Below are 17,708 nucleotides of genomic sequence, written 5' to 3'. Positions count from 1 at the left end.
AAAAAACATCCTGATCACCCTCAACAAGAGGTACAATCAGGATTTTTTTTGTTGATCAAACGTTTGATCAACTACATACTCTAGCTTTATTCCTTTGTAAGACCTTTAAAACTCCAGCTTATCGGCCTAGTAATTTCCATTGTTTCAAAATGAACCATATACATTTGTTTCTTTTCATCGATACTTTCTATAATACCTTCCCCAAAGACAGGATGATGTACTTTAGCCCCTTCATCATGTGCAGCTTCTGTTTCTGGTTGTGTTTGTAGCCTTCTGGCTACACGGATAACTTCTTTTGCCTCTTCTTCCAGGTTTCGATCCATTACCCCAATATGACGGCAGCGTTCTTCATCTAATTCGAAAATAAAACGAGATGGATATTTCTTCTGTCCTCTTCCAGTAAATCCTTCTGATTCGGTAAGATATAACTCTTTCTCCGCTCTAGTAATGGCAACATAAGCTAAGCGTCGCTCTTCTTCTAACGCATACTCTTTCCGATCTCGTAAGGAACGCTCATTTGGAAGGATATTTTCCGACATTCCAATCAAAAATACATATGGATATTCCAGTCCTTTAGCCGTATGAATCGTCATGAGCTTAACAGAATCTTTATCATCTTCCCTGTCATTTTCTGTGTACAGCGTAAGCATCTGAAGGTAGTACTCTAATGATAAGTCTTCCCCATAAGACGCTTCATACTGAACTAATGATCGTTGGAGTTCCATAACATTATCTAATCGATCTTGGTCTCCGTCCTCTCGAATCAATGCTTCATACCCTGTTGCTTGTAATACATCCTGCAGTAAATCTGAAACAGCTACTTCGTCTTTTTTTACCTTTAATGACTCTATAGCTTGCACAAATTCTTGTGCCTTCGTCCTTTGGAATTGTTCATGTTGAGCATATTTCTTTAACGTATCATATAAAGTTAGCCCCTCTTGTTCGGCCCATTCACGTAATAGTTGGATGCGTTTTTTTCCAATCTGGCGTTTGGGCGTATTCACAATCCTTAAGAAAGATAAATCATCACCAAAAGCTAGCAAACGCAAGAGAGCTAGTGCATCTTTTATTTCCTTACGTTCAAAGAACTTAAACCCACCGAATATGGCATATTCTATATTTTCATGTATTAACTCTTGTTCAATAAACCTGGATAAATAATTTGCCCGATACAAAATGGCAATTTGGCTTAATCTGGATCCTTTTTCCTTCACCAAGTGTTTGATCTGGTTTAGTATCCATTTCGCTTCCTCTTGTTCGCTCTTCCCATGATAATGAATCACCTTCAATCCTGAAGGAGACTCCGTAAACATATCTTTATCCACTCGCAATTTATTGTTTCGTATTAATGAATTTCCGATTTCAAGAATTTCTGGAGTTGAGCGATAATTTTGATTGAGAAATATCGTTTGGCAATCTGGATACCATTTTTCAAAATGAACAATAAATTTCGGATCAGCGCCTCGCCATTCATAGATGGTTTGATCTGGATCACCTACTACGAAAAGGTTCTTATGCTTTTCACTCAACAAACGAATTAATTCAAACTGCCTAGAGCTACTATCTTGGAACTCATCGACTTGGATATAATGCAAGTGATCCTGCCACTTTTCTAGTACCTTTTTATACTCTTTGAACAGGACAAAAGTAAAGTTCATTAAGTCATCAAAATCCAGCCCATAAACCCGCTTTTGCTTTTTCAAATACATCAAGATAATTTTGCGATCTTGATCTTCCGTCTTTTCGGGATCAATAGGATTCTCTCGATTCATCAATTGATACACATACTCTGTATCCATTTTCATTTCGGCTATTTTTTTTAGAATACGATTAAACTTGCTATCATTAATCTTTAGTTGCAGTTCCTCGTATATTTCTCTAAGTATAGTTTTTTGGTCCTCCGTATCTAAGATCAGAAAGTTCTTCGGGTAGAAAAGATGATGGATATCTTCTCGTAGAATCCGTACACAAAAACCATGATAAGTGGAAATATAACCTGTATCCCGCTCTCCACCTATTAATTTCTTAACCCTGCGTTTCATCTCTTGTGAAGCTTTGTTCGTAAACGTTACACACAATAAGTTAGATGGTTCGATACCAAGAGCATTAACGAGATAGGCATATCGATTCGTTAACGCTCTCGTTTTCCCAGAGCCTGCACCTGCAATTACTCGAATGGATCCTTCGGTTGTCGTAACCGCTAATTGTTGCATCTCGTTTAATCCACTTAGCATACCTAATTCCATACCGATCCCTCACAGAACATTTGTTTGGATTTAGTATACTATAATCTCCTCTAATATTGAAGGGGGGCGTTGTTACTTCTGATAAGTCATTAGTTTAGAAACTGTCGTGAATGAATATCCTTTTGCAGATAGTTTTTCAATGATGCCCTCAATTGTCTCAATAGTATATTGTTCATTACTCTCATACATTACTTCTAGGGAAATAATTGATCCAGGTTTTACACTGCTGCTCACATCTTGAATGATACTTTCTGGCTCTGAATCAATATCAGCATAGATTTTAGGTTCAATGGACCACATAACGGTATCGCGTTCTTGTTGTTGGAGATAAAACGGAAGAACAAATAGTTTCTTGCCATAAGGGGGGCGAAAAGGAATGGTACCTTCATAGCCAGCATCACGAATCAATTGGTCGGTGGTTTCAATTTCATGCTTCACCCATGAAGGACTTTTGAAGATCATTTTCTCGTATGAATAACTCTGATTTCCAATTTGATGATTCGTTTGGACAATATTTTTCAATTGCTCAGGATATTTCATAATTGTACTTCCATTCAGGAAGAAGGTAGCTTGTACTTTGTACTTCTCAAGGGACACTAATATATTTTCTGTTATTTCAGTAGGACCGCCATCAAACGTTAAAGCAACAACCTTTGCATCAGTATCGACATCAGTTATGAGTTTTCCTGCGACTTGATAAGTTTGTGCATTCATTAAATGATATAAGCTGAAAACAAGTAAAAAAACACCAATGAATGTCATAAGCAAGCTATTAATCAGTTTTCGCATGATGATCGCCTCTTTTATAGGATGATAGAAGATTGTTTACTTTTTCTATAGCCTCCCCTTATTATTATCAAACGCTATCAAAACCGTTTTAATAGAACTGTAATATAAAAGAAACAGCCACAAATTCCCATGCTTATCCTTTACAAGCATTTTTTCAAACTTCAGGTGAGCGGAGGGGCTCTTGTTATGCGTGGGTTCTCCCTTGATATGCGTGAGTCCCCCACATACACTTACGCCATAAAAAAACCCCCACCTAAGATGGGAGTTATCTCTATCTATTCAAAATCAATGGCCCAGTTTCCGTTACGGAAAACGGGTTCTGTACTTCCGTCTGCAGTGATGCCATCAATATTAAGTTCACCAGATCCAACCATGAAGTCAACATGAACAATACTGTTATTGACGCCATTTTCATCTAGCTTCTCATCATTCATATCTGCTCCACCCTTAATGCTACTTGGGTATGCTTTTCCAAGTGCCAAGTGGCAGGATGCATTTTCATCATATAATGTGTTATAAAAGATGATGCCACTTTGAGAAATTGGAGAATGATGAGGGACTAAGGCCAATTCTCCTAGACGACGAGCACCTTCATCCATGTCTAATAAATTCTTCAGTGTTTCATATCCTTGTTCAGCACTGAAGTCTACAACTTTTCCCTCTTCAAACGTTAACGTAAAGTTATCAATCAAGTTGCCTCCATAGCTAAGTGGCTTCGTGCTGGCAACTGTTCCATTCACCCCATACTTATGAGGTAGCGTAAACACTTCTTCCGTAGGCATGTTGGCATTAAATGTGGTGCCTTGTTCCGATGTAGAAGCTCCGCCTTTCCAAATATGTCCTTCAGGTAGTTCAACCTCCAACTCTGTACCTGGTGCTTTATATATTAATGTTTTAAACTGCTTTTTGTTTAGAAAATCTCGTGCCTTCCCCAAAATCTCGTTATGCTCATTCCAAGCTTTAATTGGATCCTCTTGGTCTACTCGGGTAATCGTGAAAATTTGTTCCCAAAGCTTATCTACAGCTTCTTGTTCTGAAACATCAGGGAACACCTTTTGAGCCCATTCTGTATTTGGTATCGCTACAATGGACCATGTAATTTTATCGTTCATCGTATATTGGCGGAAGTTTTTCATTGCTTCTCCAGATGCTTTGTTTGCTGCAGCAATACGACTAGAATCCACTCCATTTAATAAATCGGGGTTTGTTGACCGAATGGATAAAACAGCTGCCCCTTCCTCGGCAAAGGCATCAAACATATCCACTTTCCATTCTGGTACAGACTCAATTACTTCTTGCGCAGCGTTATCGAACCATAAGCGTTGAAGGGTATCATCTGACCAATTAATATGTACATTCTTCGCACCCATTTCATAGGCTTTTCGAGCTACGATTCGAGCTAAATCAGCGCCTTCTATCGGAGCATTCATCATTAATGTTTGGTTCTCTTGTAAGTTCACCCCCTTTTTGAGAGCTAGATCTGCATATTTTTCCAATTGTTGTTTATTAGGCATTCTTTATTTTCCCCCTCTAAATTTCGTGTCACTAAATATCTTAACAAAACGCTTTCAAAATTGTAATATATACTGCTCTTAGTTTTTCCTATCATCATAAATTTATTTCAATGATTTGTTTAGAAGCTACGTTTTTCTATGGGAATAATTACAACAAGCACTCTTATTGAAAAAGAGATGGAGCATTCGTTATACTACTTAGCGTGTTCTCATAATTATTTAAACATTAAATAGATAAATCTCAAATTCGAGACAAGAATATAAGGAGGTTCTTTTATGGATACAAAACTGATTGAAACGATGCATAAACGAAACGGAACTAAGGAATTTGATAGGAATTCTAGTATCACAAAAGAGGAACTGAATGCCATTCTAGAAGATGCCATTACAGCTCCCTCTTCTTTCAACCTGCAACATTGGCACTTTTTAGTTTTCCATAACGAAGATGCTAAAGAGAAACTACTTCCTGTTGCATTTGGACAAGAAAAAGTAACCGACTCAGCTGCCACTGTAGCTGTGCTTGCAGATAAAGAAGCGTATCACAATATCGATCCTGCCTTTGATCCGCTTGTTGAACAAGAAGTTATTACAAGCGAGATGAAGGCAGGCATTACTAGCACCATTAATAAAGTGTATGAAAACCATCAGGCAGCACACGATACAGCTCTTGTGAATGCTGGACTTGTGAGTATGCAAATCATGCTAGCTGCTGAAGCTCGGGGATATGACACTCTAGCAATGGGTGGATTTTCAGGTAGCCAATTAAAAGAAACGTTCCATGTATCGGATCGTTATGAACCTGTTATGCTCATTTCAATCGGCGAAGAAGCTTGGACACCGGCTAAAACACCACGAATGGGATTAGATCAAGTTTCTACTTGGATCTAATCCGATATATTATCATAGTGAACACCTGCTAACTTACAGCAGGTGTTTTTTCGTAATATAGAGCTTTTATCCTGCAATAATAAACACCAAATACAGTTTAATCATGTCGTTCTTTTCTGTTAATTCAAAAAGATTGTACAATTCATACTGTACAATGTGAGATTAATAGTGTAATATAACAAATGTACTTAAAAGAAAGGACGATTAGATGAAAACCAAAATTATTGATTGGCCCACGTTTATAGGGGCATTCTTCTTACTGTTAGCTGTAACAGTCCCACTTATTGTTTTTCCTCAAGAAGGACAAGAAATCGTTTTAAAAGCGAAAGACTACATGACCAAAAACTTTGGTGTACTCTTTATGCTAATGGGAATCGGTGTCTTCTTATTCCTCATATATGTCGCGTTTAGTAAAAATGGTCACGTAAAATTAGGTGACAAGGATGAAAAACAAGAATTTGGCACATTCTCCTGGGCAGCGATGCTTTTCTGTGCAGGTATTGGATCTAGTATCCTCTACTGGGGTACGATCGAATGGGCCTACTACTATCAATCTCCTCCATTCGGTATGGAAGGTGGCACAAAAGAAGCGATTCAATGGGCAAGTGCCTATGGTATTTTCCACTGGGGACCAATCGCTTGGGCTATTTACACCTTACCAGCACTACCAATTGCTTATTTCTACTATGTACGTAAAAAACCAGTACTTAAAATCAGTGAAGCTTGCCGCCCTCTAATCGGTAAACGCGCTGACGGTCCTCTTGGAACAATTATTGATGTGTTATTCATGTTCGGATTAATGGGAGGAGCTGGAACTACTCTAGCCCTTGGTACTCCGATGATTGCACAAGGTATTTCAAGTCTTACAGGTATTGAAGTAACGATTGGCTTAAAAACGGTTATTTTAGTTGTCTGTACCGTTATTTTTGCCGTTAGTGCATACACTGGATTGAAAAAAGGAATCAAGGTATTGAGTGATATAAACTTATGGTTAGCCTTTTTCCTTCTTGGGTTCATCTTTATTTTTGGACCAACTCGTTTCATCGCAGAAACAACAACGAACAGTTTAGGATTACTATTAGATAACTTCTTTCACATGAGTACATGGACAGAACCTTTTGGTAATCTAGGTCAATTTGAAGAAACCCTATTCCCTGAATCATGGACTATTTTCTATTGGGCATGGTGGCTTGTATATGCACCATTCGTAGGGCTCTTTATCGCTCGTATTTCTCGTGGTCGCACGATTCGTCAAATGATTCTAGGTACGATTATATACGGAACACTTGGAAGTATTCTATTCTTCGGTATCGTAGGTAACTTTGGAATGTATATGCAGATGACTGGGGAATTTGACGTTATCGGGGTACTAAATAATCAAGGAGCACCCGCTGCCATCATCAGTGTAATGGGTCAACTTCCATTAGCACCACTTATGATTGGAATCTTTACCGTGCTCGCGATTATATTCTTGGCGACAACATTTGATTCAAGTTCTTACATCCTTGCTTCCGTTGTACAGAAGCAAGTTGAAGAAGAACCACTTCGTTGGAACCGTTTATTCTGGGCATTTGCACTATGCTTATTGCCATTAACACTAATGTATCTCGGCGGACTAGGTACACTGCAAACAGCCAGTATCGTAGGTGGTTTCCCGCTTATTATCATTATGATTATGCTCGCATGGTCCTTTATGAAAGCATCCAATGCTGACATTAAAGCATCAGAAGGGTATGAGTCGAAAACCATTAACTTAGACTCAGACAAAATTCACAAACGTCTCAAACGTAATAATAAAGATGACGAAAACGATAAAGATTCAAGAGTAGGTTAAGATATAACTAACACTAAAGAGACACGCTCCATCATTGGAGCGTGCCTTTTTAGTTATCTGCAAAGTTAGTATCTTTTCTAGCGCTTCCGCTTTTCTAGTCAAGCTGTGTCGTATTGATTTCTTCTATTACCCATACCGTATTTCGTGTAGATAATACGAACTCAACTTGGATATGCCCTCTCATTTCATTATCAATCTCTTGCGTAACTTTGTACATCCCGTTATCTGCTTCAGAAAATTGATATGGGTTGTTCTCATTTAGATATAGCGGACCGCCTTTAGCTTCCACATATACATTTCCATTTTCAACTCTGAAATAGGTATCAACTAATGAAGTTGCGATATCCGGCGCTACAAAGTGTTCAAAGTGCGTCTCCAGACCTTCTTTGGTGGTGTACTCTTGTTGGATTCCTTCATCATTCGTATAGCTTACCACCTTCTTGAAAGCTGTTTCGTACTCTTCCAGAACTCTTGTAGCTTGAGCTTTTGTTAACGTTTTACTTTCTATATTGCTCTCATTACTATCAGGGGAAGTATTCTCATTGTCTCCACTGATTTCTTCCTGCTCTACTTGCTCAACAATCCATATCCCATCTTGTTTAACAAGTGTAAATATATTTCGTACATTCGTAGGACCCATCTGTTGGTTATATCTTTCTTGAATTACTTGATATTGTTGATTACTTACTTTTTCAAAAGAGAAAGCTTCATCTTCAAGTAAAAAGGTAGGTCCACCCATCGCTTTAACATATAATCCATCCTCTTCTACTCTAAAATAGGTATTTACAAATGAATTAGCGCGATCTGTTGACATAAAGTGCTCAAAATGATCTTGCAATTCCTGTTTCGTGCTATATTCCTTCAGTTTTTGTTGATCATTTGTATTGTTTATAACCATTTTAAAGGCTTTCTCATAATCTTCTAATATAACTTGTGCTCTTCCTTTATCTAATGAATTTGTTGAAGATTCAGCATCTCCTCCATCATTACTTCCAGTTCCTGAATTATTGTTTGTATCTCCATTCGGTTTATCTTCTTTTTGAGTTTGTGCATTAGTCTCATTAATCGTATCCCCATTACCTTGGAATGAATCCACTCCACATCCTGTAAAAAATAAGGTTGCTGAAAAAGAGATAGTCAGCAGTTTATTCATGGTAACACTCCTCCTTCTCTCATCTTCATTATTGAACTCAATCAGATCTGATAAGTTATCTAAATGATCATTTCAATCCCTTTGACGTAAAAAGGTATGTTTCCGTTTCATGAATAACAGACCTTTTTGCTGTATTACTATATCTTTATTGTTATGACTTCCCATTACGTCGTTAGTCATTTATTATAGGAAATAAGAGAATTTGAAGGTGGTGCAGAGAATGTCTAAGGCACAAGATTTATATGAATTTTTACAAAACAATGCTAGCGAAATTACACAAGAATGGTTAGATGGAAGACATAAAGGAACGAAGTCTATCTATGCCTCTGATGCAGGTGAAGAGACAGAAAAACAGCTACGTGAAAATAACCAAAAATTATTAGATGCGATGAGTAAAGTCTTTATTTCTGAAAAGTCTTCACCAGAACAAGAACTCAAAGAATGGGCAGAGGAAGTATCTGAAAGAAGAGTATCAGAACAAGTACCTATTCATGAAACATTAGGGGAATTCCGCCGTTTCCGAAGTATGTTATGGGATAAAATCAAACAGTTCATCTATAATGATGAAGTAGATTTAGATACAATCTTGCGTTGGGGAGAATTATTAAATGACGCACATGATTATGTTGTCCTCCAATTCGTTGAACATTACGATAAGACCAACACAACTCAAATGCATGCCCAACAACAACTCATCAATGAACTAAGTGCTCCCGTAATACCAATCACAGATAAAGAAGCTATTTTACCGTTAATCGGTGATTTGGATTCGACCAGAACATCCCATATTCAAAAGAGCACATTAGAACAATGTAGTAAACATCCTTATGAAACACTTTATTTGGACATGTCTGGCGTACAGACCATTGACACGATAGTAGCCCATCACATCTTTCAACTTATTCAATCTCTAGATCTATTAGGTGTTAAATCTGTCATCTGTGGCATGAACCCTAAAGTTGCTCAAGTAGCAATCCAACTAGGAATTGACTTTTCCAATATTACGATCAAAAGCACATTATCTCATGCTCTTGATGCTATCAATTTTCATGAAGGGGAAAACACGGACCTTACAACTTAGGAACAATACAAGTTACAAGCCCTTGGATCGGAATGATCTAAGGGCTTTTTCTTTCTGTTTAATGCATCTACAGCAAGGGGATTTATGGAAATAGCAATAAAGAGGGAGGTAAACAATGGGAGATTATAAGCCAGCAGATTATGTAACATATTATTTCATAGATGATGGAACCATCCCAAACAATGCTCAGTTACCACTTGTGTTGTACCCAAGTGCTTTGAATAATGAACAATACCCTATGGATGATCGTTTTTTAAAAGAAGGTTGGGGAGATACATGGATCGGTGGCGTTTTTAGCTACCATCATTTCCATAGTACCGCTCATGAAGTGTTAGGTGTGCTGAGTGGTGAAGCAACCATTCAATTTGGTGGAAAAAAAGGGAAAGCTATTCATGTAAAAGCTGGAGATGTCGTTACCATCCCTGCAGGCGTTGGCCATAAATGTTTAGATTCCACTGATGAATTCAGAGTTGTCGGAGCCTATCCAGAGGGTCAGAAAAAAGATTTACGCGAAGGCAAAGCATCGGAACGAGCTAAAGTATTGAATAATATAAACCACGTTTCCCTACCTAATACTGACCCAGTCTTCGGAAAAGAAGGAACTTTGCTAACTCTTTGGAAGTAAAGAAAAGCGAAAGCGCTTGTTTAGCGACTTATATGCTAGCCGGGTGCTTTCCTTTTTAGTTTGTATCTTAATCTAATCATAAACACTACGTTTTCAAAAACGCTTCAATATGTTGAATTAACTGCTTCATCCCTTGAATAGAGCCTACCGTATTTCTAGGAACATTACCAGCATGGTTTGCTCCTGGCATAAGGTATGTGATGATATGCTCCCGATCCTCAAGCTCTCTCCACGAGTTCTCCAGATAGTGAGGGTCTTCTTCACCTATAAACACAAGACTCTTCTGCGGAATTTGCATCAACGTATCTCTTACTTTATCTTCGTTTAATAACGGGGTGAGCCAGATCGCTTTTGCATCGGCAAATTCTTGTCTCAGGGTAAGTTCTTGGACCATCGCCCTTGTCCCTAGAGATTTACCGACTAATACATATCCATCATAAGAAGAGTCTTGAAGAGCATCTTTAATACAACGGTCTACATCTGCAAAAAGCCATTCATCTCGCTCTTCTTGATTTAATTCTTTGAAGGAATCCTTTTGATCATAATGATAGTTTACTTGTAGAATATCGTATCCATAATCCACTAGCACAGACGTTACATAATACAATAAAGGCATTTCAATAGAATAACCTAAACCAGGGAGTATAATAGCTAATCGATCAGCCCCCTCATCATGTTGAATCATGCGTGAGGAAACAGGCTGCTCTTGGTATCCTCCTATTTCTTTCTCGCTGATAGAGTACATACTTCCCCTCCTTGTCCATTATTTAGGAACTGTATTACGTTTTCCCAAATAATGGTGAAGCAAATCTCTATTTAGCTATTTTTCTACTATTATTGCTCGGGGATGTAGACAGGTTTAGGATAAAGCCAAAATGAGTACCATCCTCCCTCTTTTACAATAGGGATATACTCCGATAGCGTCAAACCTGCTTCATCTGCCATGTGAGAGATATCCATTTGGTTGGGAAGAGAATATAAATTGGAATGTGCTGCAAAGAAACTATTAAATGCTGCAGAAAAAGCTTGGCCACCCTCAGCTCCATTTATTGGAGTGATAACAGAAATAATACCATTATGTTTAAGCCAGTGCGACAAATTTTCTAGTAATTTCCCTCTCTCATTTGGGTCAAGATAATGAAAAATATTGTGCAAAAGAATTAAATCAGCTTTATCTTCATCAGGCTTCCAATTAGATGCATCCCCTACAATATAGGAAATGTTATCGTAGTGTTTCGAGGCTTCACGTGCATGTTCGATAACTTTGGCGTTCACATCTACTCCAATCATTTGGATAGTAGGGAACACTTCCGCTAGTTTTCTTAAATATCCTCCATACCCACAGCCAAGATCGATAATTCTTGTGATGTTTCGTTCTCGAATGGTCTTTTTTATGCGACGTATCGAAAATTGCTCTAACAATGAAGATGTCTCCGCAACAACATCCCCATACTTTTCATGGTTAAAATAAGCTCGATCATTCGATTTCATAAATGCAGGATAAGATAAGAGTGTTGGAATATGTAATTCCATCATTTCTTTTAATAGCGCACCAATCCCATCCCCTTCTCCTTCCTCTAAGAATTCTCCACAGTTCTTTTTGGAAGTACGGTATCTTTCACCTGTTCGTTTTCGCAAATGATGAATGGAAGCACCTACTTCTACCCAGCATTGTAATAATTCCTCACTCAACTCGTACTTAGCCGCTACTTCTATTACTGTTATTGGTCGTTCAAAAGCCTTAAATAAATTAAGTTCATTCCCTACATACGCATGCCACGTATGTAAGAACGACTCATTTCGTTTCATCCAATTCCTTGCTTTCCAAGCCTTTTGCCAATCTTTCATTCTATTTCTCCTTCCTCCCATGGATAATCCTCTGTCCGTTCAAAAAAATAAGATAACTGCTCATCCTCTTTAATGGGTTTGTTTCGCTTAGGTAGAATACCAATTTGAATGGCCCGATCAATAATCGTATTATCCCATCGACCTAACCCTGATATATTCAACATTTGTTTAACATGTAAAACAGGATCTTGCTCCATTTGCACAATGCTTTTCATCCGAACCTGCCTCCACCATCGATAAGGAAAGGAGTAGGCTAACGCCGATAGATGGCTTAACTCTAACAAAAATTGTGCTCGAGGACGTCGAACTATTTCATACCACCTTAGATGACTGATGTCCCATGTAGACTGTTGCTTCATCCAAACAATGAGTTGTCCTAATACATCTGCATCCTGTATTGCTAAATTCATTCCCTCCCCAGCCATTGGATGCACTGCATGAGCAGCATCGCCTATTAATGCCACGTTTTCTGACACATAATGATCCACATGGTACATCGTAGGAATCATCAATTGAATGTCCTTCCATGATTGCAATTGTGTCACATAGTCTCCTAACTCAGGACATAATTCCCTATACGCTTGGTGAATATATTCAATCCCTTCTTGTTTTAATGTTTGGTAAGCACCTGCTTTAATTAAAAACACGGTGCGAACTTTTTCGTTCGGTAATGGGAACAATCCTAAGAAACGATGATTTGTTGTAACTATTTTACCTTTTTGAAATTCTGAAGGTCTTGGAATCGTCACTGTTAAAAAATGATGGTTATATGTTTTACTTTCCGAATGCACCCCCATCTCATTACGAGTAGGAGAATTTCTTCCTTCTGCTCCCACATAGATATGAGCAGACATATTCTCGTACGTCTTATCATAGGTGTACTTGATTTGAGCAACTTCATCTTCGAATCCTACGAAGCGAGCTGGTTGAATATAGGTGAAATAATCACTATACTCTCTTGCCTTATCCAACATAATTTTTTTCAATTTTTCATGTGGAATCATTAGAGCATAATTATAGGGGGAGGATAGTAAACTATAATCCATCTTGGAGTGCCCTATATGGATTGGTTCCTCGTTTTCTCGTCTTTCCAATTCATTGAATTCAATAGCGTCGAAGGTATGGCCATGTTTCAAGATTTCATCTAATAATCCTAACGTCTCTAATAATTGGAGTGTTTTGGGTTGGAGTAACTCACCTTTATAAGACGGTGACTCTGCCTTTAATTGTTCTACTACCGCAACATCTACTCCGTTACTAGCCAGCTTCACTGCGAGAGCCAAGCCACCAACCCCGCCACCATGAACTAAAACGTCTGTATCCTTCATCCTCTCCCCCTTCCCGTACTTATATATAATTACCATATTCCTCTATCATTTTGGGTCGAAACGTTTGGATGCTTTATCCATAATTGCATTCCAATCCACCTAAGCATTTGATACAATAACGTAAAAGAAAAGCGCAAGGACCCGTTTAGTGACATACAAATTGCCGCCCACAGAGGAGGTGGGTTGGTTCGATGTTGCTGCACGATGCAGCGGTGTTAATCGAACCTCCATTATCAAAGAAACCTCCATCACTCCTGAACTTCATCTAATCCAGTAGGATATAAAAGAAACACGGATAGCAATAGCGATTCGATGTTGACTTATCGTAGGGAGATGGCAGAAAGTTTGCTGGGCGCTAGACGTACTAATTCATGAAGGAGGGTATAATCATGTTCACACATGAAGTCGACGAATCTACCTATCTAAAATTGTTAGAAATAAGAGATGCTCGACCTATTTTCAATCTAGTAAATCAAAATCGTTCCCATTTAAAAGAGTGGATGCCTTGGATTGATGGAAACAAAAAGCTACAAGACTCCGAGTCATTTATTAAAAGTACGTTGGACAAGTTCTCGAATGGCAATGGCTTTGACGCAGCCATCTGGCACAAGGGGGAAGTTGCTGGTGTTGTAGGCTTGCATTACATAAACCAAAACCATGGTCTAACAAGTATTGGTTATTGGTTAGGAAAGGACTTTGAGGGAAAAGGCTTGATGACTAAATCTGTTTCGAATGTTATCGATTATGCTTTCCATACGCTCCAATTAAATCGTATAGAAATCCGGTGCGCTACAGAAAACAAAAGAAGTCAGGCTATCCCAGAACGACTAGGCTTTACAAAAGAAGGTGTCATACGGGATGCTGAATACCTATACGATCATTACGTAGATCATATAGTGTATGGACTTTTAAGAAGAGAATGGGAGCAAACAAAAGCATAAGCACTCTAATAACCTCGTAAGTTGCGCTATAACGAACAAAAGCTCAGGGCGCCCGGTTAGCGACGTACAAACTGCTGCCCTCAGAATGTTGGTTGGTTCGATGTTGCTGCACGATGCAGCGAAGTTAATCGAGCCTCCTTTGAGCCGTATGAGATAAAGGAAACACGAAGAGCGCAAGCGTTCGATGTTGACTTATCGTAAGAAGGTGGAGGAAGTTTGCTTGTCGCTGGGCACTGGAGCTGGACGTGGCCTCTATAACTTACTTAGGTATGCACAAGCCAACATTTTTATAATTTCCTAGACAATAAAAAAAGACGGCATTTCGCCGTCTTTTTTTATGCATTTGTAGATTCTTTTTCCATTTTGCGAAGCTCAACACGTCTTATCTTTCCTGATGTTGTTTTAGGAAGTTCTTCAATGAATTCTATTTTTCTTGGATATTTATATGGTGCCGTCAGCTCCTTCACATGCTTTTGCAATGTTGGGATAAGAGAAGGATCTTCAACGTCCACACCTGGCTTCAGAACAATATACGCCTTGACGATATTTCCTCTAATTTCATCAGGACTAGATACTACTGCACATTCTTGGACAGATGGATGTTTTACCAACGCATCTTCCACTTCAAATGGTCCAATCGTGTACCCAGAGCTTATAATAATATCGTCACTTCGTCCTTCAAACCAAAAGTATCCCTCTTCATCCTTACTGGCTTGGTCCCCTGTTACGTAATAGTCACCACGGTAAGACATTTTCGTGCGTTCAGGATCTTTATAATAATGTTTGAAAAGAGCTGGTGTATCTAAATGAACCGCAATGTCACCAACTTCCCCTGGTCCTACTGGGTTCCCTTCTTCATCAATGATATCAACTTTGTTTCCTGGAGTTGGTTTACCCATGGAACCTGGCTTAACCTCCATCCCCTTCATGATCCCGACTAGAAGTGTATTTTCCGTTTGACCATACCCATCACGAACCGTCACATTGAAGTACTTTTGAAATGTATCAATCACTTCTCGATTTAATGGCTCTCCTGCTGATACGGCACTATGAAGTTGTGAAAGATCGTATTGGTCTAAATGATCCTCTTTTGCCATCAACCGATACTCTGTTGGTGTACAACATAATACATTCACACCGTGATTCTGTAATAGTGTAAGGTACTTCTTCGCTTGGAACTTACCTTGATAAACAAATCCGGTAGCGCCTGAACCTAGGACAGATAAAAATGGACTCCACACCCATTTCTGCCATCCAGGACCTGCTGTGGCCCAGACAGTATCACCCTCTTCAATGGCTAACCAATTCGCAGCAGCTGTCCGTAAGTGAGCAAACCCCCATCCATGCGTATGAACAACACCTTTAGGATTTCCAGTTGTCCCTGATGTGTAGGATAGAAAAGCCATATCCTCTCGGGAGGTATCTGCAATCTCTAAATGATCAGACTCTTGATCCATTAAATAATCAAGGAATAGCCAACCATCTACATTTTGTCCGAAGACAAATTTCTTTAATTCATCTGCTTGGTCAATATCACTAAACTGTTCCACATATGGATAATGACTCACGACCGCTTTCACTTCACCATGTGTGATTCGATATTGTAAATCCTTCGTTTTCAACATTTCAGAACTTGGTATAACCACTAACCCTGCTTTCAATGCCCCTAAGTACACCTCATAAGCCTCAATCAACCTTGGGACCATGACCAATACTTTATCTCCTTTTTCTAACCCTTGCTCTAGGAAAGCGTTTCCAATTCGATTCGCATTTCGTAGGAGTTTATGATATGTAATTTCACGGTGATTCCCCATATCATCTTCCCACTTCAACGCTAAATGGTTCGGATCATCCGCATAACGTTCCACCTCTTGCACGACATTATACCGTTCCGGAGCAATCAAGTCTTCACGATTCATACCAACATCTCCTCTTCCTTTAATAATGACAATTTTAACTCATCTCCATTCTACCAAATTTTCAAAAAACTTTGTACAACAAAAGCACAAGCGCCTTGCTCACCCCCGACAGGCTTAAGCAAAGCCTCGTCGTGGCGATATTTGCCACAGAGAGGATTTGCTTAAGACCCCGAGGGGGAGGCGCTGGAGCTAGACTCAACAAAAGCGCAAGCGCCTTGCTCACCCCCGACAGGCTTAAGCAAAGCCTCATCGTGGCGATATTTGCCACAGAGAGGATTTGCTTAAGACCCCGAGGGGGGTAGGCGCTGGAGCTAGACTCAACAAAAGCGCAAGCGCCCGGTTAGCGACGTATGGGCTGCATCTACACGATATAGGTTGGTTCACACAAACAAACACTTTTTTAATTTCCCAGACAATAAAAAGACGTCCATTTACACAAAATGAACGTCCTCGTATTATATTATTAACTTGTACTCCATTGGTCTTGATAATATTGATATCGATACTGATATTGTTTGGAGTTTGCGTGTTTCGGATGGAATGCTTGATATACAAATAAGGCTTTGACATACCAATAAGATAGAATAGAATGTGGTACATTTGCATAGCATCGCCTCCTCGCACACAGACTTACTGTTTTATTATTCAGTAAACATAGAGACTGCTCATTTTTTACTTTCCCCAAAAAACAACAGTCTCTAGTGAATCATTAATAAACGATTTCTGTGTCATCCTGATATTGAGGATGGAAACGATAGTACATAGGGTATGCTCTTGTGTACCAGTATTGAATAGCTGGACCAAGGAAAAGAATACCTGCTAGAGTACCTAATCCTACAGGGCCTCCGATAACGAAGGCAGCACTTGCCATAATTGCCGCTACGATGGTTTGACCCAATCTAAGACTTAAGTTAAAGCGATGGCTTACAGCTAAGAACAGTTGGTCAACCGGAGCACGTGGGAACTGTGGTAGAATGTAAACTGCTACACCAAGACCTACGATAATTACACCAGCTAACAATGTTCCAACTTGGAACAAGAATGGTGCAGCGGAAAGGTCTATGCGAGCAAATACAATTTCCAACCAAAAGTCCAATATAACACTTTCAAGTAATACTGGAATGATTGCTCTATATTCAGGCGCTTGCTTCACGAGCCAACCATTCACAAATATAATGATAAATTGAGTAATTCCATACCAAAAACCTACAGTATAGCCTAATTTATCTGATAGCCCTATAAAGAAAGAGGTCCAAAAACCTGCTCCTAAGGTGGCGTTAATAACTAAAGCTACACCAAAAAAATTCGTAAACATACCAAGAAGGTAAACCGTAATTCTGTACAACATCACGATCTCCTCCTTTCTTAGAAGATTTGTTGAACCCGGGCTAAATAACGACATGTCTTCTTTAGCAAAATCCATTCTAAATCCCACTACAGCAGTGGTCAATACGTGTGCTCAAAATGTTTTTTACGATAATTTTAAGCAAACGAATACAATCGCATTACTGACTTATTTCGCTTTCCATATTGTTTTTGAAT

General features: G+C 39.0%; 14 protein-coding genes. 5 read left to right on the top strand and 9 right to left on the bottom strand.

Annotated features, from left to right (window positions below):
• Positions 1–86 precede the first annotated feature (86 nt).
• The 3 genes from GLW08_RS15655 to GLW08_RS15645 all read right to left on the bottom strand — a co-directional run bounded on the left by GLW08_RS15655 (position 87) and on the right by GLW08_RS15645 (position 4,549).
• Positions 87–2,246 carry an ATP-dependent helicase gene (locus tag GLW08_RS15655; protein ID WP_160849587.1) on the bottom strand — a complete coding sequence of 720 codons (2,160 nt, stop codon included), beginning with the start codon at positions 2,244–2,246 and terminating at the stop codon, positions 87–89.
• Positions 2,247–2,318: 72 nt separating this feature from the next.
• Positions 2,319–3,035, bottom strand: coding sequence for a polysaccharide deacetylase family protein (locus GLW08_RS15650; RefSeq protein WP_160849586.1), 717 nt, complete (start codon positions 3,033–3,035; stop codon positions 2,319–2,321).
• Between the two features lie 275 nt (positions 3,036–3,310).
• On the bottom strand, positions 3,311–4,549 hold the full coding sequence (locus GLW08_RS15645; RefSeq protein WP_160849585.1) for an aminopeptidase: 1,239 nt from the start codon (positions 4,547–4,549) through the stop codon (positions 3,311–3,313).
• Between the two features lie 276 nt (positions 4,550–4,825).
• Here GLW08_RS15645 and GLW08_RS15640 point away from each other — a divergent pair, with 276 nt between their 5' ends.
• Both GLW08_RS15640 and GLW08_RS15635 read left to right on the top strand, forming a co-directional pair.
• Complete coding sequence (locus GLW08_RS15640; RefSeq protein ID WP_160849584.1) at positions 4,826–5,437, top strand: nitroreductase family protein; 612 nt, start codon at positions 4,826–4,828, stop codon at positions 5,435–5,437.
• Positions 5,438–5,645: 208 nt separating this feature from the next.
• Positions 5,646–7,271 (top strand): BCCT family transporter, encoded by a 1,626-nt coding sequence (locus GLW08_RS15635; RefSeq protein ID WP_160849583.1) that lies wholly within the window; start codon positions 5,646–5,648, stop codon positions 7,269–7,271.
• Between the two features lie 94 nt (positions 7,272–7,365).
• On the opposite strand, the gene GLW08_RS15630 is transcribed toward GLW08_RS15635, so the two are convergent.
• A complete protein-coding gene (locus tag GLW08_RS15630) occupies positions 7,366–8,424 on the bottom strand; it encodes a hypothetical protein (RefSeq protein ID WP_160849582.1) in 1,059 nt (352 codons plus the stop codon).
• A 220-nt stretch (positions 8,425–8,644) separates the two neighbouring features.
• Here GLW08_RS15630 and GLW08_RS15625 point away from each other — a divergent pair, with 220 nt between their 5' ends.
• Both GLW08_RS15625 and GLW08_RS15620 read left to right on the top strand, forming a co-directional pair.
• Positions 8,645–9,505 (top strand): STAS domain-containing protein, encoded by an 861-nt coding sequence (locus GLW08_RS15625; RefSeq protein WP_160849581.1) that lies wholly within the window; start codon positions 8,645–8,647, stop codon positions 9,503–9,505.
• Between the two features lie 115 nt (positions 9,506–9,620).
• On the top strand, positions 9,621–10,130 hold the full coding sequence (locus tag GLW08_RS15620) for a cupin domain-containing protein (protein ID WP_160849580.1): 510 nt from the start codon (positions 9,621–9,623) through the stop codon (positions 10,128–10,130).
• Between the two features lie 85 nt (positions 10,131–10,215).
• Here GLW08_RS15620 and GLW08_RS15615 read toward each other — a convergent pair whose 3' ends face one another.
• From GLW08_RS15615 to GLW08_RS15605, 3 genes are all read right to left on the bottom strand, one after another.
• The gene (locus GLW08_RS15615; protein ID WP_160849579.1) at positions 10,216–10,875 is read right to left on the bottom strand and encodes an alpha/beta family hydrolase; all 660 of its coding nucleotides are present in this window, start codon (positions 10,873–10,875) and stop codon (positions 10,216–10,218) included.
• An 89-nt stretch (positions 10,876–10,964) separates the two neighbouring features.
• Positions 10,965–11,978: a class I SAM-dependent methyltransferase gene (locus GLW08_RS15610; RefSeq protein WP_160849578.1), complete on the bottom strand. Its 1,014-nt coding sequence runs from the start codon at positions 11,976–11,978 to the stop codon at positions 10,965–10,967.
• The gene (locus GLW08_RS15605; RefSeq protein ID WP_160849577.1) at positions 11,975–13,306 is read right to left on the bottom strand and encodes an FAD-dependent oxidoreductase; all 1,332 of its coding nucleotides are present in this window, start codon (positions 13,304–13,306) and stop codon (positions 11,975–11,977) included. Before GLW08_RS15605 ends, GLW08_RS15610 begins: the two co-directional genes overlap by 4 nt.
• Before the next feature lie 389 nt (positions 13,307–13,695).
• Between GLW08_RS15605 and GLW08_RS15600 the strand changes: the two genes are divergently transcribed.
• Entirely contained in the window at positions 13,696–14,247 is a 552-nt protein-coding gene (locus GLW08_RS15600; RefSeq protein ID WP_160849576.1) for a GNAT family N-acetyltransferase, read from the top strand.
• A 335-nt stretch (positions 14,248–14,582) separates the two neighbouring features.
• On the opposite strand, the gene mbcS is transcribed toward GLW08_RS15600, so the two are convergent.
• Together mbcS and GLW08_RS15590 are read right to left on the bottom strand one after the other, a co-directional pair.
• A complete protein-coding gene (mbcS, locus tag GLW08_RS15595; RefSeq protein ID WP_160849575.1) occupies positions 14,583–16,166 on the bottom strand; it encodes an acyl-CoA synthetase MbcS in 1,584 nt (527 codons plus the stop codon).
• Positions 16,167–16,875: 709 nt separating this feature from the next.
• Positions 16,876–17,514, bottom strand: a complete 639-nt coding sequence (locus tag GLW08_RS15590) for a YczE/YyaS/YitT family protein (RefSeq protein ID WP_160849574.1) — start codon at positions 17,512–17,514, stop codon at positions 16,876–16,878.
• Positions 17,515–17,708 lie beyond the last annotated feature (194 nt).

It is taken from the genome of Pontibacillus yanchengensis, assembly GCF_009856295.1.
GTDB lineage: Bacteria > Bacillota > Bacilli > Bacillales > BH030062 > Pontibacillus > Pontibacillus yanchengensis_A.
The sequence above is the reverse complement of the archived record's forward strand: the minus strand, read 5'-3'. Positions and strand labels throughout refer to the sequence as shown.

Coding starts and splice junctions, on each gene's coding strand:
- GLW08_RS15625 (WP_160849581.1), top strand. CDS start 8,645: ATGTCTAAGGCACAAGATTTATATGAATTTTTACAAAACAATGCTAGC.
- mbcS (WP_160849575.1), bottom strand. CDS start 16,166: ATGAATCGTGAAGACTTGATTGCTCCGGAACGGTATAATGTCGTGCAA.
- GLW08_RS15655 (WP_160849587.1), bottom strand. CDS start 2,246: ATGGAATTAGGTATGCTAAGTGGATTAAACGAGATGCAACAATTAGCG.
- GLW08_RS15600 (WP_160849576.1), top strand. CDS start 13,696: ATGTTCACACATGAAGTCGACGAATCTACCTATCTAAAATTGTTAGAA.
- GLW08_RS15615 (WP_160849579.1), bottom strand. CDS start 10,875: ATGTACTCTATCAGCGAGAAAGAAATAGGAGGATACCAAGAGCAGCCT.
- GLW08_RS15635 (WP_160849583.1), top strand. CDS start 5,646: ATGAAAACCAAAATTATTGATTGGCCCACGTTTATAGGGGCATTCTTC.
- GLW08_RS15645 (WP_160849585.1), bottom strand. CDS start 4,549: ATGCCTAATAAACAACAATTGGAAAAATATGCAGATCTAGCTCTCAAA.
- GLW08_RS15650 (WP_160849586.1), bottom strand. CDS start 3,035: ATGCGAAAACTGATTAATAGCTTGCTTATGACATTCATTGGTGTTTTT.
- GLW08_RS15605 (WP_160849577.1), bottom strand. CDS start 13,306: ATGAAGGATACAGACGTTTTAGTTCATGGTGGCGGGGTTGGTGGCTTG.
- GLW08_RS15610 (WP_160849578.1), bottom strand. CDS start 11,978: ATGAAAGATTGGCAAAAGGCTTGGAAAGCAAGGAATTGGATGAAACGA.
- GLW08_RS15620 (WP_160849580.1), top strand. CDS start 9,621: ATGGGAGATTATAAGCCAGCAGATTATGTAACATATTATTTCATAGAT.
- GLW08_RS15640 (WP_160849584.1), top strand. CDS start 4,826: ATGGATACAAAACTGATTGAAACGATGCATAAACGAAACGGAACTAAG.
- GLW08_RS15630 (WP_160849582.1), bottom strand. CDS start 8,424: ATGAATAAACTGCTGACTATCTCTTTTTCAGCAACCTTATTTTTTACA.
- GLW08_RS15590 (WP_160849574.1), bottom strand. CDS start 17,514: ATGTTGTACAGAATTACGGTTTACCTTCTTGGTATGTTTACGAATTTT.